This is a genomic window from Azospirillum sp. TSO22-1 (assembly GCF_003116015.1).
Classification (GTDB): Bacteria; Pseudomonadota; Alphaproteobacteria; order Azospirillales; family Azospirillaceae; genus Azospirillum.
In genome coordinates this window covers 1-20,870 of the sequence record NZ_LGQZ01000039.1, presented here as the reverse complement: position 1 = coordinate 20,870, position 20,870 = coordinate 1, and the positions used below count along the sequence as shown (strand labels likewise).

Below are 20,870 nucleotides of genomic sequence, written 5' to 3'. Positions count from 1 at the left end.
GACGCATTTCGCTGCAATTCTCTGCGTTGTCGAAAACGTTAGATTGCCGTTTCCTTGGCGGTACGAAGTATTACCTTGAGGGCGTTTGCCTCCCGGGGGCTTTGGGTTAAGCTTTCACAGGGTGAAGAGATCCCGGTAACCGGGGGACCGTCTGATGACCGACGACAAGACGATCCATTTCCTCAAACGCGTGCGCGACCATCTGCTCTATCTGAAGCTGCGGCCCGGCGGCATGCGGCTGCAGGCCAAGGGGATGGACTTGTCGGCCCTGCACCTCAAGGGGTTCGACCTCAAGAACGCGGTCCTCACGCAGTGCGACTTCTCCGACAGCAAGCTGGAGGAGGTGAGCTTCGCCATGGCCGACCTGTTTGGGGCGAACTTCAGCCGGGCCTCGCTGATGGGGTCGTCGTTCATGCGCGCCGACCTGCGCGGCACCAACTTCTACAAGGCCAACCTGCGGCAGACCGATTTCGAGGGCGCCGACCTCCGCCCCGGACAGGTGCTGGCCACCGCCAACAAGCGCGACGGCGCCGCCCAGCGCACCAGCCTGAAGGACGCCACGCTGGACGGCGTGCGCTTCAAGGACGCCGACCTGTCGAACGCCGACCTGTCGATGTCGTCCCTGACGCATGGCGACTTCACCAACGCCAACCTGTTCTCCGCCAACCTGTCGGGCGCCGACCTCAGCGATGCGAATTTCACCGGCGCCAAGCTGAAGCAGGCGATCCTCAACGGCGCCAACCTCAGCCGCTGCTGCCTGCGCAACGCCGACCTGCGCAACGCGGTGCTGCGCAACGTCGATCTGTCCGGCGCCGACATCACCGGCGCCAACCTGAACGGCGCCATCTACCCGAAGGACCGCGGCAAGCTGCCCGACGAGGTGCGCAGCAAGCTCGACCCGCACACGCTGTGGATCAACTCCGGCGGCAAGCGGGGCGAGCGGGCGGACCTCTCCGGGCTCGACCTGCATGGGGTGGACCTGAGCGCCTGCGACCTCAGCGGCGCCCTGTTCCGCGAGGCGTCGCTGGACGGCGCGACGCTGGCGAACGCCTATCTGGCGCTGGCCGACATGGGCGGCGCGTCGCTGCGCGGGGCGCAGCTGGAACAGGCGATCCTCACCGGCGCCAACCTCACCGAGGCCGACCTGACCGGCGCGCAGGCGGCCGGCGCCGACTTCGGCATGGTCGAGCTGCGCACGCCGGACGGCCGGCCGACCGGGCGCATGTGGCCGGCGAACCTGACGCGCGCGGTGTTCGCCAACGCCGACCTGCGCGGTGCCCGTCTGCAGGGCGCGCGGCTGGCCGGCGCGCAGTTCGACCGGGCGAACCTGACCTCGGCCGACCTGCGCGGCTGCGACGAGGTCGCGGTGGACCTGTCGCAGGCCGTCACCCTCGGCCTGCGCCGTGGGACGCTGGCCAGGGACGTGGAGGAGCGGAAGCCCGAGGTGGTGCTGGCGGTGTAGCCCTCACTTCCACGCCTTCAGCACCGCCTCCGCCTCCGCCTCCACCAGCGGGCTGCGGGCCGGCGGCGGGCCGCCGTCGACGCGCAGGCCGAGCAGCGTCTCCACCAGCGGCTCCGGGCCGCCGTGCGCCACCACCTGGCCGCGGGCGGCGACGTGCGGGTGGGTCGGGATCTCGGCGATCTCCGGCAGCGCCTCGAAGCAGCAGTCGGCGGGGTCGAGCACCGCCTGCCACTCCGCCAGCGTGCGCCCGGCGAACAGCGCCGCGACCTCGGCCATCAGCGCGCGCTGCGGCAGCGGCTCGCCCTGGCGAGCGATCCAGTCGGGACGGCCGACCGCCTCGCAGAAGCCGCGCCAGAACTTCGCCTCGATGGCCGACAGGGTGGCGAAGCGGCCGTCCTTGGTCGGGTAGACGGCGTAGAACGCGGCGCCGCCGGACAGCAGGCCCTGGCCGCGCGCCGGCAGGTCGCCGCGCGCCGCCGCGGTGAGGTTGAGGCCCTGCCAGCCCAGCACCGTCTCCATGATCGACAGGTCGAGGAACGCGCCTTTCCCCGTGCGCTCGCGCCCGAACAGCGCGGCGCACACCGCCAGCGCCGTCTGCTGCGCCGAGGCGAAGTCGGCGACCGGCGGGAAGGCGAAGACCGGCCGCTCCTCGGTGCCCGACACCGCCAGCCCGCCGCCGACCGCCATGTAGTTCATATCGTGCCCGGCGCGCAGCGCGTAGGGCCCGCCGTAGCCCCAGCCGGACAGACTGGCGTGCACCAGCCCGGGGTTCAGCGCGCGCAGCCGCTCCGGCGCCAGCCCGAGCTTGGTGAGCACGCCGGGCCGGTAGCTCTCCACCAGCGCGTCGGCACGCGCGATCAGATCCTCGAAGCGGGCGCGGCCCTCCGTGCTCTTGAGATCGAGGCGCACCACCGTCTTGCCGGCGGTCAGCAGCTTGTAGGCGGCGGCGGTGCCGTCGGAGTCCGGCGGGCCGAGGCGGCGCAGCGGGTCGCCCTCCGGCGGCTCGACCTTCACCACCTCGGCGCCGAGGTCGGCGAGGATCTGCGCCGCGTGCGGGCCGGGCAGGTATTGTCCGAGATCGATGACACGGACACCGGCAAGAAAGGTGAGCGGCATGGATGGGCCCCCTGACGGTTTGCGGTGTCCCCTTTTAGCCGGTCGGCGGCGGATGTGAAACCTCGGGGTGCGCTCGGGCGTTCTCCTCTCATGCCGCACTGCACGGGAAGGGAGAGACGATGAGGGATCGACGCGAGATGGGGCGCGAGACGGGGCGCTGGTGGGTGTGGGGTGCCGCGGCGATGATGGCCGGCGCCGCCGCCTACACGGTGTGGAGCCGCCGCCAAGGCGCGGGAGCGCAGCGCATGGCGCCGGCCTTCCGCGACGGCCAGCCGCAGGGGCCGACCGACCCGAACTGCCACAGCCAGGTGCGCGACGCCGGGCCGGAGCACATGCGCGACGAGCCCCGCCGGCCGTGGAGCAAGGTCGACCAAGTGGTGGACGAATCCTTCCCGGCCAGCGACCCGCCGTCCTTCAGCCCGGGCGCGACCTGACCGGTCGCGCTCAGCGCAGCGGGATGTTCATCTGAACGCTGAGGCCCGGCGCCGGGCCGTACACCACCGGCGGCGCCATGTAGTAGGGCTGCGGGTAGACCACCGCCGCCGGCGGCGGCGCCACGATGACGCGGCGCGGCGGTGGCGGCATCACCACCACCGGCGGGGCGCCGTAGACGTAGACGTCGTCGTGGTGGTGCTTGTGCTTGTGCTTGTGGTGGCCCCAGCCATGGCCGCGCCCGTGCCCGCCCGGATCCGCCGCCGCCGGGGCGGCCAGCGCCAGCGGCAGGGCCAAGCCCCCGGCGAGAGTGAGCGCGCGAACAACAGCCGTCCCGAACATCCGTCCAACCCTTTTTTGCACACGATCCGAGCACCTTAGCACCGGTCCCCGCCGTGTCGCCCGCGCTTGTGCGCGGCTGGGCTGGGACAAATTTGGGCTGGCGCTCTCCCTTCGATATGGCGCGTTTTCGGCCGCACGCCATTCGTCCGAAAGGGGTGCGGGCAAAAGAAAAGGGGGCCGAAACCGGCCCCCTTCGCCTTCGATCGGCGGACGGCGGATCACTCCGCCATCACATGCTCCATCTCGTCCTCGTCCGAGCCGGCGCGGCGCTTCGGACGGTGGCCCTCGACGTACTCGAACGCCGGCTTGTCGTCCTTGACCGCGACGCGCACCAGGCCGCCCTTCGACAGCTTGCCGAACAGGACCTCCTCGGCGAGCGGCTTCTTGATGTGCTCCTGGATGACGCGGCCGAGCGGACGGGCACCGTACAGCGGGTCGTAGCCCTTCTTGCCCAGCCAGTCGCGCGCCGCGTCGGTCAGCTCGATCGACACGCCGCGATCCTCCAGCTGCGCCTCCAACTGCATGATGAACTTGTCCACCACGCGGTTGATGACCTCCTTGCTGAGCGCCGCGAACGGGATGATGGCGTCCAGACGGTTGCGGAACTCCGGCGTGAACAGCTTCTCCACCGCTTCCATGTCCTCGCCGATCCGGCGCTCGCGCTCGAAGCCGATGGCCGGCTTCGCCATGTCCGCCGCACCGGCGTTCGAGGTCATGATCAGGATCACGTTGCGGAAGTCCACCGACTTGCCGTTGTGGTCGGTCAGCTTGCCGTGGTCCATGATCTGCAACAGGATGTTGAACAGATCCGGGTGCGCCTTCTCGATCTCGTCCAGCAGCAGCACGCAGTGCGGGTGCTGATCGATGGAGTCGGTCAGCAGGCCGCCCTGGTCGAACCCGACGTAGCCCGGCGGGGCGCCGATCAGGCGCGACACGGTGTGCCGCTCCATGTACTCCGACATGTCGAAGCGGATCAGCTCGATGCCCAGCGTGTGCGACAGCTGCTTCGCCACCTCGGTCTTGCCCACGCCGGTCGGGCCGGTGAACAGGTAGTTGCCGATGGGCTTCTCCGGCTCGCGCAGGCCGGCACGGGCCAGCTTGATGGCGGAGACCAGCGCGTCGATGGCCTTCTCCTGGCCGAAGACCATGGTCTTCAGGTCACGCTCCAGGTTCAGCAGCACTTCCCGGTCGTCGCGGCTGACCGACTTCGGCGGGATGCGGGCGATCTTGGCGACCACCGCCTCCACGTCCTTCACGCCGATCTTCTTCTTGCGCTTGTTCTCCGGCAGCAGCATCTGCGCGGCCCCGACCTCGTCGATGATGTCGATGGCCTTGTCCGGCAGCTTGCGGTCGCCGATGTACTTGGCCGACAGCTCCACCGCCGAGCGGATGGCGTCGTTGGTGTAGCTGACGCGGTGATGCTTCTCGTAGTACGGCTTGATCCCCTGCAGGATCTTGATGGCGTCCTCGATCGTCGGCTCGTTGACGTCGATCTTCTGGAAGCGCCGGACCAGCGCGCGGTCCTTCTCGAAGTAGTTGCGGTACTCCTTGTACGTCGTCGAGCCCACGCAGCGCAGCGTGCCCGAGGCGAGCGCCGGCTTCAGCAGGTTGGACGCGTCCATGGCGCCGCCCGAGGTCGCACCGGCGCCGATCACCGTGTGGATCTCGTCAATGAACAGGATGGCGTTGTCCTGTGCCTCCAGCTCGGAGATGACGGCCTTGAGGCGCTCCTCGAAGTCGCCGCGGTACCGCGTGCCCGCCAGCAGCGAGCCCATGTCGAGCGAGAAGATGGTGGCGCCCTTCAGCACCTCCGGCACCTCGCCGTGCACGATGCGGCGCGCCAGGCCTTCCGCGATGGCGGTCTTGCCGACGCCCGGATCGCCCACGTAGAGCGGGTTGTTCTTGGAGCGGCGGCACAGGATCTGGATGGTCCGTTCGACCTCCTGCTCCCGGCCGATGAGCGGATCGATCTTGCCGCCCGCCGCCTTCTTGTTCAGGTTCACGCAATAGGCCTCAAGGGCCTCGCTGCCTTTCTTCACGACCTTCTCCGCCGCCGCGTCGTCGTCGGATCCGGACACCCGCTTGGTCTCGGAGCGTCCCGGAGCCTTCGCGATACCGTGAGAGATGTAGTTCACCGCGTCGAACCGGGTCATTTCCTGTTCCTGCAGGAAATAAACCGCGTGGCTCTCGCGTTCTGAGAACAAGGCGACGAGCACGTTTGCTCCCGTCACCTCCTCGCGCCCCGACGACTGGACGTGGATCGCGGCGCGCTGCAGAACCCGCTGGAACCCGGCCGTGGGCTTGGCATCATCGGGCCTGCTGGTGACGAGGTTCGCAAGTTCGTTGTCGAGGTAATCCGAGAGTTCCGTACGAAGACGGTCCAGCTCCACGCCACAGGCGCGCAGCACCGCCATGGCATCCGAATCCTCGGTCAATGCGAGAAGAAGATGTTCGAGCGTCGCGTATTCGTGCCGGCGCTCATTCGCATAGGCGAGGGCTCGGTGCAGCGTTTGTTCGAGGTTACGCGACAGCATGTGCGTATCTAATCCTTCTCAAGCGTGCATTGCAGCGGGTGCTGGTGTTGGCGTGCGAAGTCCATGACTTGCGTCACCTTGGTCTCCGCGACCTCGTACGTGAACACGCCGCACACGCCCACGCCCCGGCGGTGCACATGCAGCATGATCGTCGTAGCCTCCTCGCGCGATTTGCTGAAGAAACGCTCCAACACGTGAACGACGAACTCCATCGGGGTGTAGTCGTCGTTCAGCATCAAGACCTTGTACATGGAGGGCTTTTTGGTCTTGGGCTTGGCCTTGATGACCACTCCCGTCCCGGTGCCCTCATCCCCGTTTCTGTCGGAATCGGCCATGGCCCCTAGCAGGTGATCTCAGCGATGCGCATCGCTTCAATGATATGAGCACTCCAGGCGCGGAGGGAAGGGGCCGAATGCGTTTGCTCTCCATTTGGGAGAAGCCCCATTGGATCGAGCCACGGCTTGTTACCTCCGAATAGGGCAAACCGCCGCTCCGCCTATCCCGCCGGTCCGCTTCCGCCCGACAGCTGTGCCAACAGCTATGAACGTCGGACGGCACCGGGTGCGGTGACAAAAGTCGGGCTCCACCAATGAGGACCCGAGGCGGCACCGAAAACGAAGAAGGCCCGGAGGCGGGCGCCTCCGGGCCTTCGTTCGTCAGGCTGCGAGCCGTATTAGGCGGCCAGCGGCTTGCCCAGCTTCTCGACGGCCACGTTGACGCGGGCGTTCAGCGGGGCGAGCGCCTCGTTGGTGACCTTGATCGACAGCTGCTGCAGCTTGGTGCTCTCGGCGACCAGCGCGTCCAGCGAGGACTTCAGGTAGGCGTTCTGCAGGTCGACCAGCTCGCGGATCGACTTGACCGCCAGCGCCGACTTGCCGATGGCGAGGCTCTGCTCCAGCGAGGACTGGGTGAAGGCGGCGACCTGCTTGCCGGCCTCCTCGGCGCCCTTGGCGACGATGGTGCCCGACTGCACGACGGCCTCGACGTTGCCCTTGGCCAGCGTGTTCAGCTCCTCGTAGCTCTTCAGCAGCTGGGCCGAGGCCTTCTGGATCTGCTCCTGCTGGGCCTTGGCGTAGCCCTCGAGGCTCTGCTTGGTCTGGCCGACGACGTCCTCGAAAACCTTCTGAGCGGCGGCGATCTTGTCGTTCATGTCCGTGTTCCCGTGTCTGGTACCGCGCGCCGACCCCTCACCAGGCAACCGGATCGCGGAAGGTAAAAGCCCGGACCCGTGATGGTCCCGGGTCTTTTGCTGCGGTGCAGCATATGCCTTCAATATAGGCGGTCCGGCGGGGGAGTCAACGGGATTTTTGTGCACTGCACAAAAAGAACGGAGGCGCTTTCACGGGCCCCGTACACGGCGACGGCCCGGCGGTACGAAGACCGCCGGGCCGTGCCTTCACCAGGATGGAACCGCGTCGCTTAGGCAGCGAGCGGCTTGGCGAACTTCTCGACCGCCGCGTTGACGCGGGCGTTCAGCGGGGCGAACGCCTCGTTGGCGACCTTGACCGACAGCTCCTGCAGCTTGGTGGCCTCGGCGACCAGCGAGTCGAAGCTCTGCTTGGCGTAGCTGTTCTGCAGCTCGACCACCTCGTTGATCGACTTCGCCGACAGCAGCGCACGGCCGGCGGCCACGGACTTGTCGAACGAGGCCTGGGCGAAGGCGACCAGCTCCTTGTTGATGTCCTCGGCGCCCTTGGCGGCGATGGTGCCGGACTTCAGCAGGGCGTCGACGTTCGCCTTGCTGAACGCGGTGTATTCCTCGTAGCTCTTCAGCAGCTGGGCCGAGGCCTTCTCGACCTGCTCCTTGGTCGCGGCGACGGTCTGCTCGAAGTGCTTGGTGGCCTGCTCCTGGCCGGCCTTGACGATGCCCTCGAAGTGGTCCTTCGCCTGGGCGGCGACGTCCTCGATGATCAGCTTGGCGGCGGGCTTGGCCTTGAGAGCGGCAGTGGTCGCGGCAGTGGTCATGGTGGCGCCTTCCTTCGTTGACGACGTCCCGCATCGGACCTCAACGGCGGAGTGTCGACGCGGTTGGATGTTGCGGTGCAGCATCGCCAATGTGATCAAGAAGGAGGCAAGAGTCAACGGAAAAATTGTGCACTGCACAAAAACATTCGAAACTTGCCGAGCTTCGTGCGCGAAGCTTTGCTTAACGAAAGCTTTACCGGCGCGCGTGCCCAATCCTACCCGAACCGTCCGCCGGATGCGTTGCCGCCAGAGGCCGTAAGACCTGCGGCGGGATGCCGCAGCGCGACCCTGGGACGGCGGGACACTCTCGGGAACGCACCGCCTCATGACCTATTGCCTCGGCATCAAGACCCGCGACGGCCTGATCGGCCTGTCGGACGGCCGCATCACCAGCGGCACGCAGCTTTCCTCGGCGCGCAAGGTGACCATGATGGGGGCGGGCGGCGACCGCTTCTTCATCCTGAACTCCGGCCTGCGCAGCGTGCGCGACAAGACGCTGGCCTACCTGCGCCGCGACATGGGGCACCGCCGGGGCGAGAGCTTCGCCACCATGCTGGACGCGGTCACCGCCTTCTCGCAGTGCCTGCGCCAGGTCTCGGCCGAGGACAAGGAGGCGCTGGAGGCGTCCAAGCTGCACTTCAACCTGCACGCCATCATCGGCGGCCAGCTGGCCGAGGACGACGAGCCGGGCATGTACCTGATCTATCCCGAGGGCAACTGGATCGAGGTGGACGAGCGCACGCCCTACCTGTCGATCGGCGCCACCGCCTACGGCAAGCCGATCCTCGACCGCGCGCTGAAGTACGACACCGACATGTCGACGGCGCTGAAGATCGCCTATCTGTCCTTCGATTCCACCCGCTATTCCTCGAACGACGTCGGCTTCCCCATCGACATGGTCAGCTACGACCGCGCCGGGCGGGCGTGGCGGCAGACCAACTTCGACTACGACGACCTGGTCGAGCAGCGCCTGTGGTGGAACCGCAACATCACCGACCTGGTCCGCCGCATGCCGGACGGACCGTGGGTCGAGACGCTGGTGCCCGAGGCGCTGCGCCAGAAGGATTAGATCGGATTGCGATCCGATCTGGACCGCGACGGCGGTCCCGGGCACGCATGTGCCCGAAGCCCGGCCGGCGTGTGAGGCCATATGAAGCTAGAGCGGATGGCAATCCGCTCTAGCGGCCCGCCAGCGTCCATGGCCCGAACAGGCGCGTCGGGCCGATGACGCCGTTGGCATCGACGTCGATCTGGAAGTCCGCGCCCGGGTCGTCGCGTGGGCGGTCCGACCGCGTGCCGGGCGCCGGCAGGGCGGGGAAGGGCACGCCGGTGCCGTCGAGCGCCGCCAGCGGGTCGGCGAAGCGGACATCGACGAAACGGTGATCCGGGTAGGGGTAGGCGGAGAAGAACCACCGCCCGCCGTGGCAGCCGTTGACCAGCCAGTAGATGCCGTTGGAGCGCAGCCGCAGCCGGTCGGGCACGCCGTCGAAGGCGCCGCTCTCGGTCAGCGAGGCGATGAAGGCGGCGAACTGCGGCGCCGTCAGCTTGGTCTGCGCCTTGGCGCCGCGCAGGTTGGCCAGCGGGTCGGAGGCGTCCATGCGGGCGAGGTCGGTCGCCTGGATCACCCGCGCCTCCAGCACGGCGCCGCCGTCCGCCGGATCGGCGGTCAGGTCGTAGGTGCGGACGTGCTGGTTGTAGTCGGCGTTGAACACCAGCCGGTAGCGCTCCGGCCCGTCGCTGCGGCACGACGTCCGCAGGTCGTCGCCGCTGACGTAGCTGATCCAGCTCATCCGCCGCGCCACCGGGTTGTCGGTGGGCCCCGACGAGGCGCAACCGGCGGCCAGCATCGCGCCCGCCAAAGTCCAGCCCAGCCTTGTTGCCGCCCTTGTCGCCGTCGTCTGCGTCATCGCGTCCCCCCTGTCCCATGGAAGGGTCCCACGGACGAGGCGGGCCCCTCACCGCACAACGCGGCAGGCCCCGGTCCGGCGAGCAGCCTAACCCATTTTCATCGACGGTGGCCGGAAATCGCAAAGCAGGAAATTAACGAATTCCTGCTAGACACTGATTCCACTCGTATTTACCATTGCGTTTGTTGGTCGACACAGGTCGATTTCCGGGGGCATCATGACCGTGACGCAGCGCCGCGCGCACTTCGCCTTGGCTCAACTCGTCCAGGCCGTGCGGTGCGGGCCGGCCGCGGTCGCGTTCCTGCGAACCCCGGTTGCGGCGTTCGTCTTTGCCGCGCTGACCGGTGCCGCCCCGGCGCTGGCCGCCCGCTACGAGGCCATCGTGATCGACGCCCGCACCGGCGAGGTGCTGCACGAGCACGACGCCGACGCCCTGACGCCGCCGGCGTCGCTGACCAAGATGATGACGCTCTACCTCACCTTCGACGCGCTGGACGAAGGGCGGCTGACGCTCGACCAGGCGCTGCCGGTGTCGGAGTACGCGTCGTCGCAGTCGCCGACCAAGCTCGGCCTGCGTCCCGGCTCGACCATCCGGGTGGAGCAGGCGATCCTCGGCCTCGTCACCAAGTCGGCCAACGACGCCGCGGTGGTGCTGGCCGAGGCGCTGGGCGGCAGCGAGGCCCGCTTCGCCGAGACGATGACCCGCAAGGCGCGCGAACTGGGCATGAAGCGCACCGTCTTCCGCAACCCGAACGGCCTGCCCAACCCGGAGCAGGTGAGCACGGCGCGCGACTTTGCGGTGCTCAGCCAGGCGCTGCTCAAGGACCATCCGAAGTACTACCCGTATTTCAGCCGCCGCAACTTCGTGTACGGCGGCCGCTCGCTGCGCAACCACAACCGCCTGATGCTGCGCTATGAGGGCATGGACGGCATCAAGACCGGCTATACCGTGGCCTCCGGCTTCAACCTCGCCGCCTCGGTGGCGCGCGACGGGCACCGGCTGATCGCGGTGGTGATGGGCGGCAAGTCGGCGGTGTCGCGCGACAACCGCATGGCGGTGCTGCTCGACGAGGCGTTCGCCAAGCTGCGCCGCGGCAAGGGGGGCGACCCCGACGCCCCGGTGGTGGCGCAGGCCGTGCCGGCGCCGCAGATCGCCCAGGCCGCGGATGAGGACGACGAGGACGAGCCGCGGCCGGCGCCGCGCGCCGTGAAGAAGGCCGCGCCGGCCCCGAAGAAGGTCGATCCGAAGCCGCAGTCGATCGCCCAGCTCGCCGCGGCCGTGGCGCCGGCGACGCCGGCCCGCGGCGCCGAGGGCTGGACCGTGCAGGTCGGCGCCTTCGGCACCAAGGCCGCCGGGCAGAAGGCGCTGACCCAGGCGTCGCAGAAGCTGCCGCGCCTGCTCTCCGCCGCCAAGCCGAGCGTCGTCGAGATCTCCAGCAAGAAGGGCAAGATGTACCGGGCCCGCCTGACCGGCCTGGACGAGAAGGCCGCCCGCAGCGCCTGCACCGCGCTGCTGAAGAGCGGCCAGCGCTGCGTCGCCCTGGCGCCGACGGCCGCCGACCGGACCTAATCCGCCACCGGCGGGGCGGCGGGCAGCAGGCCCCGTTCGCGCTCCAGCGCCGCCAGCGCCGGGCCGTAGGCCGCATCCAGCGCTTTCATCAGGGCCGCCGGATCGGCGTCGCCCGCCTCCACGGCGCGCTCCAGCGCCTGCGCCGCCTGACGCAACGCCAGGCACCCATAGACGCCGGCCACCCCGGCCACCTTGTGCGCCATGGCGCCGACGCCTGCGCGGTCGCCCGCGGCCCACGCCGTGCGCAGCGTCTCCCGGTAGTCGCCCAGCGCTTTCAGCGTGCTGGCGATCAGCGCCGCCACGCGCGGCGGCGGCAGGGCGTCGAGCATCGGGTCCAGCGCCGCCGGATCGAACACCGGCGCCGCCTCCGCCGCGTCCGGCGCGGCGCGGCCTTCCAGCACCGGCAGCAGGGCGTCGAGCCGCAGCGGCTTGGCCAGCACGGCGTCGGCGCCGGCGGCGCGGCAGCGGTCGGCGTCTTCCGGCACGGCGCTGGCGGTCAGCACGACGACGCGGACCGCCGCCCGCGCGCGGTCGGGCAGGGCGCGGATGCGGCGCAGCGCCTCGACGCCGTCCATCTCCGGCATGCGCAGATCGAGCAGCACGAGGTCGAACGGCTGCGCCCGCACCGCCTCCAGCGCGGCGCGGCCATCGTCCACCACGGTCACCGCGTGCCCGGCGCGGCGCAGCAGGGCGGCGGCCACCGCCTGGGTCATGCGCTCGTCCTCGGCCAGCAGCACGCGCAGGCCGGCCGGGGCGTCGTCCGTCGGTGCCGCGTCGGGCTCCTCCGGCGGGGACGGTTCGGCCGGCCGGCGCGCGCCGGCGACCAGCACCGCCAGGCCGGCCAGCGTCGCGGCGAGCACCGGCGCGGCGCGCAGCAGGGCGGTGGCGTTGGCGCGGTCGGCGTCGGCGGCGTCGCCAAGCCCGTCGGCGGCGCGGCGGGCGAGCTGCGACACCTCCTCCGCCTTGGCGCGTCCGATGCGGGCGCGCTCGGCGATCAGGCCGTTGAGCCGGACCAGTTCCTGCCGCAACTCGAAGACGTTGCCGGGATCGAGGCCGAACGCCATCAACTCGCGCGCCGCCTCCGCGCGGCCGACGCTGGCCGGACCGATCGGCAATTGGTCGAGCAGCCCTTCCATCGCCCGCGCGTCGGCGCGGAAGCCATCCACGTCGCCGCTGCCGGTGAGCAGCCGGTCCGCCAGCCGTTGCGCGCGCTCGGCGATGCCGTCGCGCGCGGCCAGCAGTGCGGCGGCGCGCGGGCCGGCCGCCGGCGCCTGGGCCAGCGCTTCCGGGGCCAGCGGCGCCAGGGCGGCGCGAAGCGCGGCGTGGCGCTCGGGCACCTGGCTCAGGGCGTTGTGCAACTCCGCTTCGGCGGCGATGCGCGCCTCGACGGCGCGGTCGAGCTCCTCGACCTCGCCGCCCAGGCCGGACAGCGGGCGGCGCAGCCCCTCGATGGTGGCGCGGTGCAGCCCGCTCTGCCCGACCTCCGCCGCGAGGCCGGCGATGTCGCGCGCCTGCCCGTGCAGCTCGGTGCGGGCGGCGAGGCGGGCGGCGCCGGTGCGGGCGTCGGCCAGCGGCGGCGTCGCGGCGGCCAGCCGCCCGACCGCCTCCGCCAGCCGCAGCGCCGCCATGGCGGCCGCGTGGTCGTGCGCCGCGCGCTCCTCCATCAGGAGCAGGGCGGGGCGGGCGGCCATCCACACCGCGCCCGCCACCACCGCCGCCGCTGCCAGCCCGGCCAGCGCGGCGCCGCCGAGCAGCGCCGCGCGGCGCTGCTCGGTGGGGGAGGGCGTGTCGGGCGGATGGGGCATGCGGGCGCCTCGCGTGTAGCAGCGACCGGTTATAGCGCGCGCTGGGTGTGCCCGCCACCGGACGATCCGCCTTACCCGCTCATCTGATCGGGGGCGAACTGCGGGTCGTCGATGCGGTGCAGGCGGGCCGCGGCGACCAGCGCGGTGCGCAGCAGCAGCGCCTTGCGCCGCGCCGGGGCGAGCCGGCTCTCCGGCGCCTCGCGCAGCACCGCGGCGCCGAAGGAGTCCGCCACCATCAGCCCGCAGTCCTCGGGGATCAGCTCGGCCGGGAACGCCTCGTCCACGGCGAAGAAGAAGGCGTCGCACCAGTCCCGGTACTCCGGCCACTTCTGGTCGGCGCGGAAGTCGGCGACGCAGCTCTTCGCCTCGACGATGACCACGCGGCCGGCCTCGTCCACCGCCAGCACGTCGGCGCGCCGGCCGTTCGCCAGCCGGAACTCGGTCAGGCTGGAAAAGCCGCGCTGCCACAGCGCGCGCCGCACGCCGCGGCAGATCGCGGCGGCGCCGGGGGCGAGGTCGTGCGTGTCGTCGGTCATGGTGGGGCGGTCATGGTGGGATGGCTGTGGTGGGAACGTGTCATGAACGAACGATCCACCTTGCGCCGGGCCGGGCCGGCGCTTCAAGCGCAAAATGGTTCAGCCGATCCGCCGCGCCGGCGGCGGGGACAGGGTGCGGGGCAGGCTGCGGGCGGCGGGGAACAACAGGATGGCGGTGGTGCCGCGGCCGGGTTCGCTGTTCAGCTCCAGCCGGCCGCCGTGCAACTCGATCAGCCGCTTGACGATCGGCAGGCCGAGGCCGGTGCCCTCCCCCTCGTGCGCCTTGAAGCCGTCGGCGCGGCCGAACGGCTCCAGCAGGCGCGGCAACTGCCGCGGGTCGATGCCGATGCCGGTGTCGGCGACCATGATGCCGACGCCGCCGTCCGGCGTGCCGCTGGCCGAAACCACCACGTGCCCGCCCTCCGGCGTGAACTTCACCGCGTTGCTGGCGAGGTTCAGCACCATCTGCCGCAGCGCCCGCACGTCGGCGTGCAGCACCGGCAACCCGGCCTCCACATCGACGGCGAGGTCGACACCGCGCTCCAGCGCGGTCTTGCGCACCAGGGCGGCGGCGTGCTGGACCGCCTCCCCGGGGTCGGTGATCTCCTCGTGCAGGCTCAGCTGGCCGGACTCGATGCGCGACAGGTCGAGGATGTCGTTGATGAGGGCCAGCAGGTGGCCGCCGCTGTCGTGGATGTCCTGGGCGTAGGCGCGGTAGCGCGGGCTGCCCAGCGGCCCCAGCGTCTCGCCCAGCATCAGTTCGGTGAAGCCCATCACGGCGTTGAGCGGGGTGCGCAGCTCGTGACTCATGTGCGCCAGGAACTCGGTCTTGGCGCGGCTGGCCCGCTCCGCCTGCAGCTTGGCGGCCAGCGCCTCCATCTGGCTGGCGCGCAGCGCCTCCTCCTTCTCCTTCAGCGCCCCGACGTCGGAGTGGAGGGAGACGATGCCGCCGTCCGGCGTCGGCCGCTCGCTGGCCAGCAGCCAGCGGCCGCCGATGGTGCGGAAGGTGAAGGTGGACTCGGTTTCGGACTTGCGGTGGCGGGCCAGCCGGCGCGCCACCAGCGCCTCGCGCTCCGGCCCGGCCGGCGGCGCCGAGGGATCGAGCGCGAGGTAGCGGCGCAGCAAGTCCTCGAAGCGGGCGCCGGGCACGATGGTGTCGGCGATCTCCGGGAAGAAGGCCTTGAGCCGGCCGTTGAACTCGACCAGCCGCCCCTGTGCGTCGAACAGGGCGAAGCCCTCGGCGCTGTGCTCCAGCGCCACCCGCACCGGATCGCCGCCGAGATCGGCGACCGTGACGCACACCCCGTCGCCGAACGGCGTGGCCGCCACGCGCCAGCGCGCCGTCGCGGTGCCCAGCTTGCGCTGCACCGGCGCGCCCGACGCCAGGGCGTCGGCCAGCACGTCGCCGAGCCCGCGGCAGCCGCCGTCGGCACCGTCGCGTCCCAGCCGGCGCCCGGCCAGCGGGCCGCCGAGCAGCCGCTCGGCCGTCGGGTTGGCGGCGGTCCACTCGAAGTCCGCCACCGCCCCGTCGGCGCCGCGCACCGCCGCCAGCACGCCGGCGCCATCGGGCAGCGCCGCCAGCAGGGACGCCGCCGGGACGGCGGAGCCGCCGGATCCGGCGCCGTCCGGGCGCTGCCGTGGGGTGTCGGTGCGACGAATCATGGTCGCAATCATCGGAGGCGGCTTATGAAGAATTCATAAACAATTTCGCGCGGGATTTGCCTTCTTTTTGGCTAATAATCTTTAACCCTGCCGGCTATGCTTTGGAGGTTTGAATAAAACTTTAGGAAGGCGCGTGACCGGTCATAGGCTCGTTCGAAGGCGAGGGTTGGCGGAGCGGAAGCAATTTTGTACGGTTGCGGAAGGGGTTACGGGCTGACGATGGGGATCCCGTGATGGACGGCGGCGGAAACGTGGTTCAGGAGCCGCTCCTGGTCTTCGACCGGGCGTTGCGGCTGGTCGCCTGGAACGCGGCGGCCCAGGCTTTCCCGGCCCTCGCCGGGGCGCTCGCCGAGGGCGCGTCCGTGGCCGCGCTGGACGAGCGGCTGGCGGGCGTGCCGGTGCGGGACGCCCGCCTGGCGGACGGCGGGCTGGTGCGCACGCTGGGCGCCGCGCCGGGCCTGAGCGCCGATCGCGGCAGCCGGCTGTTCGCCGCTGCCAGCCACGACCTGCGCCAGCCGTTGGCGGCGCTGTCGCTGCTGGTCGGCGCGCTGGACGGTCGGGTCGGCGAGCCGGCGGCGCGCGATGTGCTGCGCTCCATGGCCGCCGCCGTGCAGTCCATGAAGACCATGGTGGACGGCCACTTCGACCTGGTGCGGCTGCAGGCCGGGCTGCTGGAGCCGGAGGTCGGCCGGCACGCCGTGAACGGCATCCTGACGCGGCTGGCGCTCGACTTCGCGCCGCGCTTCGAGGCGCGGCGATTGCGCTTCTCGGTGCTGCCCTGCTCGGCCATGGTGGAGACCGACGCTACTCTGCTGGAGCGCATCCTGCACGCCCTGCTCGCCAACGCGTTGCGCCACACCGAGCGCGGGCGGGTCCTGCTCGGCTGCCGGCGGCGCGGCGGCGAGCTGCGCATCGAGGTTTGGGACAGCGGCCGCGGCGTGCCGTCGGACCAGCTCGCCCTGCTGCGCGCCGAGCTGGCGCGGCCGCCGGGCGACGAGCAGTCGGGCAGCGTGCTCGGCCTCGGCCTGACGCTGGCGGGCGGGCTGGCGCAGCGGCTGGGACACCGCATCGAGGTCGACTCCGTGCCCGGGCGCTGCTCGCGCTTCTCCGTCATCGTGCGCCTGGTGCCGGACCAGGAGGAGGACCCCGCGGCGCCGCCCCTGCCCGAGGCGGAGGCCGAGGCGGACGTCAGCCGCGCCCGCGTGCTGGTCATCGAGGACGACCGGCTGGTGCTCGACGCGCTGGGCGTGCTGCTCGGCCAGTGGGGCTGTGCGGTGATCGGCGCGGAGTCCTTCGACGACGCCATGGAGGTGCTCGGCCCCGATCCGCAGGCGCCCGACCTGATCATCGCCGACCTGCGGCTCAAGGGCGCGGCCAACGGCATCGTCGCCATCCGGCAGATCGCCAAGGCGCTCGGCACCGCGATGCCCGGCCTGATCCTGACCGGCGACACCGACCCGAAGCGCCTGCGCGAGGCGCGGCTGTCCGGCTATCCGCTTCTGCACAAGCCGGTGGCGCCGCTGGCGTTGCGCACGGCGCTCGCCAATCTGCTCGGCCGCGAACGGTTGCGTCCATAGCAAAGAATTGTAATCGTGCGTTTTGTGGCGTGCCTTTCCGCCACTATTGCAGATTTCTGTTTTGTAATCATCCCGGCGCCAATCTTGTCCGGCGGGATTTCAATAGAATCGTCGATCCGACGAAGGCTGGGGAAGTCTTGCCTTTTGGCCGATGACCTGGATTTTGCCTTGCAGCATCGAGGTTGTTTAGTATGCTTCTAAATCTTCCGGCGGTGCGGGCGCGGGAGGCAGCGGCAGGGTGCGATGGTGTTCGGAGCGGTGCACAGGCGGAACGGTTCCCCGGCGATCCTTCTCCTGGCGGCAGCCGGGGTGGTGCTGTCGGTCGCCGTCTTCGTTCTGCTGCGCGAGGCCTCGCGCGATGCCGACCGCGCGCTGCTCGAACGGCAGGTCGTGCAGCTTCAGCAGGCGCTGGTGGATCGCTTCGACCGTCAGGCGCTGCTGCTGCACGCGTTGCGCGGGCTGTTCGCCGGCGGGGCGATGACGCGCAGCGACTTCGCCGCCGCGGTGGCGCCGATGCGGCCGCTGTTCCCGGAGCTGGTCGCGGTCGGCTGGGTGCGCCACGTCGTCGCCCGCGACGTCGCCATGGTGGAGCGCGACGCACGCGCCCAGGGCTACCGGGACTTCGAGGCGCACGCCCGCGGCAAGGAGAGCGGACTGGCGGAGGTGTTGCCGGATGGGGGCGACCACTTCATCGTCTCCTACCTGGAGCCGCGCGTCGGCGGCGAGGCGGAGCCGGGGCTCGACCTCGCCTCGCTGGACGGGCGGCGGGCGGTGCTGGAGGAGGCGTGCGCGGCCGGCCGCATCACCGCCACCGGCGCGCTGCCCACCGGCACGGGCGAGGCGCACAACGTCGTCCTCTACATGCCGGTCTACGGCGTGTTCGGCGAACCGGACCACCCGAGCGTCGGCTGTGCCACCGCCGGCGGCCTGCTGATGGTGGAGTTCTGCGTCGGCCGCCTGGCGGAGGAGGTGTTCGGCGCCCGTCCCGGGCGCGGCGACGTCTACCTGCTGGACACCGCCGCCCCGGCCGGCCGGCGCCTGCTGGCGGGCCGGCCGGCCCCGGGCGCGCCCATGCGGGACGAGGCGGAACTGGTCGGGCTGTACCGCTTCGTCGAGGGGCTGGAGGTCGGCGGCCGGCGCTGGGAGGTGGTGCTGGTGCCGCAGCCGGCCCTGCTGGCGCCCGGCGAGATCGGCGCGTACGGCCTGCTGGTGGTCGGGCTGATGCTGACCGGGCTGCTCACCGTGTACCTGCGCCGCGAGGCGCGCGCCAAGGCGCTGCTGCACACCGAGGCGCGCGCGCGCGCCGCCATGGCCCGCATGCTGCGCGACAGCGAGGAGCGCTTTCGCCTGGCGCTGCGCCATTCGCGGGTGTCGCTGTTCAGCCAGGACTGTGACCTGCGCTACGTCTGGGTCTACAACCCGCAGGTGCCCATCCCGGCGGAGCGCTTCATCGGCAAGACGCACGGCGACCTGTTCGATTCCCACGCCGCCGCCGTGCTCGACGCGCTGAAGCGCCCGGTGGTCGAGACCGGTGTCGGCACCCGGCAGGAGGTGCGGGTGACCATGGCCGGCCGCACGCTGGTCGCCGATCTGGTGGTGGAGCCCCTGCGCGACGAGACGGGCACGGTGTGCGGCATCATCTGCGCCGAGATCGACGTCACCGAGAGCACCCAGATCAAGGAGGCGCTGGCCGACGCGCACGCCGAGGCGGAGCGCGCCAACCAGGCCAAGACCCGCTTCCTCGCCGCCGCCAGCCACGACCTGCGTCAGCCCTTCCAGGCGATGAGCCTGTTCCACCACATCCTGATGGCCCGCCTGCACGAGCCCAAGCAGCTGGAGGTGGCGACCAAGCTGGGCGAGGCGCTGTCGGCCGGCAACGCGCTGCTGAACGCGCTGCTCGACACCTCGGCGCTGGAGGCCGGCAACGTCAAGCCGCGCATCGACGACGTCGCCGTGGGCGACATCGTTGAGCGGCTGGCGACCGAGATGGCCGACCAGGCGGCCGGCAAGGGGCTGTGCTTCCGCACCGTCGGCTGCGCGGCCATCGTGCGCAGCGACCCGGTGCTGCTGGAGCGCATGGTGCGCAACCTGCTGGTCAACGCGCTGCGCTACACCAAGGCCGGGGGCATCCTGCTGGGGTGCCGGCGGCGCGGCGCGGCGCTGTCGATCGAGGTGTGGGACACCGGGCCGGGCATCCCCGACGACCAGCTGCAGCGCATCTTCGAGGACTTCTACCGCTGCGACGCCAGCCGCAACGACGACAGCGGCGGCCTCGGCCTCGGCCTGTCGATCGTGCGGCGCACGGCGCAGATCCTCAACCACCGGGTGACCGTCCGCTCGCGCGTCGGGCACGGGACGGTGTTCGCCATTTCCATGCCGCTGATCGCCGATGGCGGCGTCGGCGAAGCGCCCCGGACGGTGTCCGTGCGGGCCTGACCCCGTCCCCGCGACGTGCTGCATTCTGTCGCAGTGCACAATTTTCTCACCGCAAGCCGTTGCGCGGAGCCCGTGCGATGGCGGTATTGCTGCGTTGCAGCAGGGTTATGCTGCGCAACGGCAAGGCGACTTTCGTGTCGCACGTGAAAGAATCCGCCGTATCGCGCGCTCTTTGTGGCGCTGATCTGCTTCAGTATGAAAATAGTTAACGGAAGGTAAATACTTTACCGCCGGGGCTGCGCTTGGGCGGAGCGACTTGACTTTTTGCATAGTCCGACAGTAAATATCTTCCGCTCGGCCGCGAGAACAGTGGCACTTGGCGCCCTCGGCTGCGATCCGGCGCCGATTGCTGGTCCTCACCGGCGGGTGATGCGGGGGCTCGGCCCGCTCTGCGGGCGGTGTGCAATGCAGCGCACCGGACGCTGAAAAGGGGCGGGCTGTCACGACCGTTTCATCGTGCCGGGGTATGTACGGCCGGTCGCGCAACGCACCAAAAGACAAAAGCCGTCTTCCCTAGGAGCCGCCAGTATGGACAGCATGATCGACGTCGCCAAGAATGGGGCTGCCGCCATGATCGAGAACGTCACCTTCGAAGAGATCCAGATCGGCCAGTCGGCCAGCCTGTCGCGTCGTTTGACGATGTCCGACATCGAGCTGTTCGCCACCGTGTCCGGCGACATCAACCCGGCCCACCTCGACGAGGAGTATGCGGCCGACAGCCTGTTCCACAAGGTGATCGGCCACGGCATGTGGTCGGGTTCGCTGATCTCGGCGGTGCTCGGCACGCTGCTGCCGGGCCCGGGCACCATCTATCTGGGGCAGGACCTGCGCTTCCGCCGCCCGGTCGGCGTGGGCGACGTCATCACCGCCACCGTCACCGCGCGCGAGAAGCGCGACGACAAGCAGGTCGTGGTCTTCGACTGCGTCTGCCTGAACCAGGACGGCAAGGAGGTCGTCACCGGCACCGCCGAGGTGATCGCGCCGACCATGAAGGTCCGCCGCGAGGCGCACGAGCTGCCGCAGGTGCAGGTCATCCGCCACGACAAGCACGACGAGATGCTGAAGAAGTGCGAGGCGCTTCCGCCGGTGCCGACCGCCGTCGTGCACCCGTGCGACGAAAGCTCGCTGAAGGGCGCCGCCGAGGCCGCCGAGGCCGGGCTGATCGCGCCGGTGCTGGTCGGGCCGGAGAGCAAGATCCGCTCGGTCGCCGACACCTTCGGCATCGATCTGTCGCGCTGCCGCATCGTGGACGTCGAGCACAGCCACGCCGCCGCCGAGACCGGCGTCGCGCTCGCCCGCTCCGGCGAGGTCGAGGCGGTGATGAAGGGCTCGCTGCACACCGACGAGCTGATGGCCGAGGTGGTCCGCAAGGAGAAGGGCCTGCGCACCGGCCGCCGTCTCAGCCACGTCTTCGTGATGAACGTGCCGACCTACCCGCGGGCGCTGCTGATCACCGATGCGGCGATCAACATCTACCCGACGCTGGAGGACAAGGTCGACATCGTGCAGAACGCCATCGATCTGGC

Annotated in this window: 17 protein-coding genes; 7 read left to right on the top strand and 10 right to left on the bottom strand. The window is 70.5% G+C overall.

Features of this window, described 5'->3' with window-relative positions; genetic code table 11:
- The first annotated feature begins 154 nt into the window (after positions 1-154).
- Positions 155-1,462 (top strand): pentapeptide repeat-containing protein, encoded by a 1,308-nt coding sequence (locus tag TSO221_RS11950; RefSeq protein ID WP_109118718.1) that lies wholly within the window; start codon positions 155-157, stop codon positions 1,460-1,462.
- A gap of 3 nt (positions 1,463-1,465) precedes the next feature.
- On the opposite strand, the gene TSO221_RS11945 is transcribed toward TSO221_RS11950, so the two are convergent.
- Positions 1,466-2,578 carry a CoA transferase gene (locus TSO221_RS11945; RefSeq protein ID WP_109118717.1) on the bottom strand — a complete coding sequence of 371 codons (1,113 nt, stop codon included), beginning with the start codon at positions 2,576-2,578 and terminating at the stop codon, positions 1,466-1,468.
- Between the two features lie 119 nt (positions 2,579-2,697).
- On the opposite strand from TSO221_RS11945, the gene TSO221_RS11940 reads away from it, so the two are divergent.
- On the top strand, positions 2,698-3,012 hold the full coding sequence (locus TSO221_RS11940) for a hypothetical protein (RefSeq protein WP_199229461.1): 315 nt from the start codon (positions 2,698-2,700) through the stop codon (positions 3,010-3,012).
- Between the two features lie 10 nt (positions 3,013-3,022).
- Here the strand turns inward: TSO221_RS11940 and TSO221_RS11935 are convergent, their stop codons facing one another.
- The 5 genes from TSO221_RS11935 to TSO221_RS11915 all read right to left on the bottom strand — a co-directional run bounded on the left by TSO221_RS11935 (position 3,023) and on the right by TSO221_RS11915 (position 7,851).
- Positions 3,023-3,352, bottom strand: coding sequence for a hypothetical protein (locus TSO221_RS11935; RefSeq protein ID WP_109118716.1), 330 nt, complete (start codon positions 3,350-3,352; stop codon positions 3,023-3,025).
- A 218-nt stretch (positions 3,353-3,570) separates the two neighbouring features.
- The gene (clpA, locus tag TSO221_RS11930) at positions 3,571-5,886 is read right to left on the bottom strand and encodes an ATP-dependent Clp protease ATP-binding subunit ClpA (protein WP_109118715.1); all 2,316 of its coding nucleotides are present in this window, start codon (positions 5,884-5,886) and stop codon (positions 3,571-3,573) included.
- Positions 5,887-5,894: 8 nt separating this feature from the next.
- Positions 5,895-6,221: an ATP-dependent Clp protease adapter ClpS gene (gene clpS / locus TSO221_RS11925; RefSeq protein WP_109118714.1), complete on the bottom strand. Its 327-nt coding sequence runs from the start codon at positions 6,219-6,221 to the stop codon at positions 5,895-5,897.
- A gap of 338 nt (positions 6,222-6,559) precedes the next feature.
- Entirely contained in the window at positions 6,560-7,036 is a 477-nt protein-coding gene (gene phaP / locus TSO221_RS11920; protein ID WP_109118713.1) for a TIGR01841 family phasin, read from the bottom strand.
- Between the two features lie 269 nt (positions 7,037-7,305).
- Positions 7,306-7,851 (bottom strand): phasin family protein, encoded by a 546-nt coding sequence (locus tag TSO221_RS11915; RefSeq protein WP_109118712.1) that lies wholly within the window; start codon positions 7,849-7,851, stop codon positions 7,306-7,308.
- Positions 7,852-8,176: 325 nt separating this feature from the next.
- Between TSO221_RS11915 and TSO221_RS11910 the strand changes: the two genes are divergently transcribed.
- Complete coding sequence (locus tag TSO221_RS11910) at positions 8,177-8,920, top strand: peptidase (protein WP_109118711.1); 744 nt, start codon at positions 8,177-8,179, stop codon at positions 8,918-8,920.
- Positions 8,921-9,029: 109 nt separating this feature from the next.
- Here TSO221_RS11910 and TSO221_RS11905 read toward each other — a convergent pair whose 3' ends face one another.
- A complete protein-coding gene (locus TSO221_RS11905; RefSeq protein ID WP_146208785.1) occupies positions 9,030-9,758 on the bottom strand; it encodes a hypothetical protein in 729 nt (242 codons plus the stop codon).
- Between the two features lie 217 nt (positions 9,759-9,975).
- Here TSO221_RS11905 and TSO221_RS11900 point away from each other — a divergent pair, with 217 nt between their 5' ends.
- Positions 9,976-11,328 carry a D-alanyl-D-alanine carboxypeptidase gene (locus TSO221_RS11900; protein WP_109118709.1) on the top strand — a complete coding sequence of 451 codons (1,353 nt, stop codon included), beginning with the start codon at positions 9,976-9,978 and terminating at the stop codon, positions 11,326-11,328.
- On the opposite strand, the gene TSO221_RS11895 is transcribed toward TSO221_RS11900, so the two are convergent.
- The 3 genes from TSO221_RS11895 to TSO221_RS11885 all read right to left on the bottom strand — a co-directional run bounded on the left by TSO221_RS11895 (position 11,325) and on the right by TSO221_RS11885 (position 15,331).
- Positions 11,325-13,133, bottom strand: a complete 1,809-nt coding sequence (locus TSO221_RS11895; RefSeq protein ID WP_109118708.1) for a response regulator — start codon at positions 13,131-13,133, stop codon at positions 11,325-11,327. The two genes, TSO221_RS11900 and TSO221_RS11895, sit on opposite strands and share 4 nt — an antisense overlap.
- Positions 13,134-13,204: 71 nt before the next feature.
- On the bottom strand, positions 13,205-13,669 hold the full coding sequence (locus TSO221_RS11890) for an MmcB family DNA repair protein (RefSeq protein ID WP_109118707.1): 465 nt from the start codon (positions 13,667-13,669) through the stop codon (positions 13,205-13,207).
- A 99-nt stretch (positions 13,670-13,768) separates the two neighbouring features.
- On the bottom strand, positions 13,769-15,331 hold the full coding sequence (locus TSO221_RS11885; protein ID WP_109118749.1) for an ATP-binding protein: 1,563 nt from the start codon (positions 15,329-15,331) through the stop codon (positions 13,769-13,771).
- Positions 15,332-15,564: 233 nt separating this feature from the next.
- On the opposite strand from TSO221_RS11885, the gene TSO221_RS11880 reads away from it, so the two are divergent.
- The 3 genes from TSO221_RS11880 to TSO221_RS11870 all read left to right on the top strand — a co-directional run.
- On the top strand, positions 15,565-16,908 hold the full coding sequence (locus TSO221_RS11880) for a hybrid sensor histidine kinase/response regulator (RefSeq protein ID WP_109118706.1): 1,344 nt from the start codon (positions 15,565-15,567) through the stop codon (positions 16,906-16,908).
- Between the two features lie 243 nt (positions 16,909-17,151).
- A complete protein-coding gene (locus TSO221_RS11875) occupies positions 17,152-19,344 on the top strand; it encodes an ATP-binding protein (protein WP_109118705.1) in 2,193 nt (730 codons plus the stop codon).
- A gap of 528 nt (positions 19,345-19,872) precedes the next feature.
- On the top strand, positions 19,873-20,870 hold a 998-nt coding region (locus TSO221_RS11870), incomplete at its 3' end, for a bifunctional enoyl-CoA hydratase/phosphate acetyltransferase (protein WP_247878019.1).

What these genes read in the sequence shown, in the direction of transcription:
- TSO221_RS11950 (WP_109118718.1), top strand. Translation starts at nt 155, where the DNA reads ATGACCGACGACAAGACGATCCATTTCCTCAAACGCGTGCGCGACCAT.
- TSO221_RS11945 (WP_109118717.1), bottom strand. Translation starts at nt 2,578, where the DNA reads ATGCCGCTCACCTTTCTTGCCGGTGTCCGTGTCATCGATCTCGGACAA.
- TSO221_RS11940 (WP_199229461.1), top strand. Translation starts at nt 2,698, where the DNA reads ATGAGGGATCGACGCGAGATGGGGCGCGAGACGGGGCGCTGGTGGGTG.
- TSO221_RS11935 (WP_109118716.1), bottom strand. Translation starts at nt 3,352, where the DNA reads ATGTTCGGGACGGCTGTTGTTCGCGCGCTCACTCTCGCCGGGGGCTTG.
- clpA (WP_109118715.1), bottom strand. Translation starts at nt 5,886, where the DNA reads ATGCTGTCGCGTAACCTCGAACAAACGCTGCACCGAGCCCTCGCCTAT.
- clpS (WP_109118714.1), bottom strand. Translation starts at nt 6,221, where the DNA reads ATGGCCGATTCCGACAGAAACGGGGATGAGGGCACCGGGACGGGAGTG.
- phaP (WP_109118713.1), bottom strand. Translation starts at nt 7,036, where the DNA reads ATGAACGACAAGATCGCCGCCGCTCAGAAGGTTTTCGAGGACGTCGTC.
- TSO221_RS11915 (WP_109118712.1), bottom strand. Translation starts at nt 7,851, where the DNA reads ATGACCACTGCCGCGACCACTGCCGCTCTCAAGGCCAAGCCCGCCGCC.
- TSO221_RS11910 (WP_109118711.1), top strand. Translation starts at nt 8,177, where the DNA reads ATGACCTATTGCCTCGGCATCAAGACCCGCGACGGCCTGATCGGCCTG.
- TSO221_RS11905 (WP_146208785.1), bottom strand. Translation starts at nt 9,758, where the DNA reads ATGACGCAGACGACGGCGACAAGGGCGGCAACAAGGCTGGGCTGGACT.
- TSO221_RS11900 (WP_109118709.1), top strand. Translation starts at nt 9,976, where the DNA reads ATGACCGTGACGCAGCGCCGCGCGCACTTCGCCTTGGCTCAACTCGTC.
- TSO221_RS11895 (WP_109118708.1), bottom strand. Translation starts at nt 13,133, where the DNA reads ATGCCCCATCCGCCCGACACGCCCTCCCCCACCGAGCAGCGCCGCGCG.
- TSO221_RS11890 (WP_109118707.1), bottom strand. Translation starts at nt 13,669, where the DNA reads ATGACCGACGACACGCACGACCTCGCCCCCGGCGCCGCCGCGATCTGC.
- TSO221_RS11885 (WP_109118749.1), bottom strand. Translation starts at nt 15,331, where the DNA reads ATGATTCGTCGCACCGACACCCCACGGCAGCGCCCGGACGGCGCCGGA.
- TSO221_RS11880 (WP_109118706.1), top strand. Translation starts at nt 15,565, where the DNA reads ATGGACGGCGGCGGAAACGTGGTTCAGGAGCCGCTCCTGGTCTTCGAC.
- TSO221_RS11875 (WP_109118705.1), top strand. Translation starts at nt 17,152, where the DNA reads ATGGTGTTCGGAGCGGTGCACAGGCGGAACGGTTCCCCGGCGATCCTT.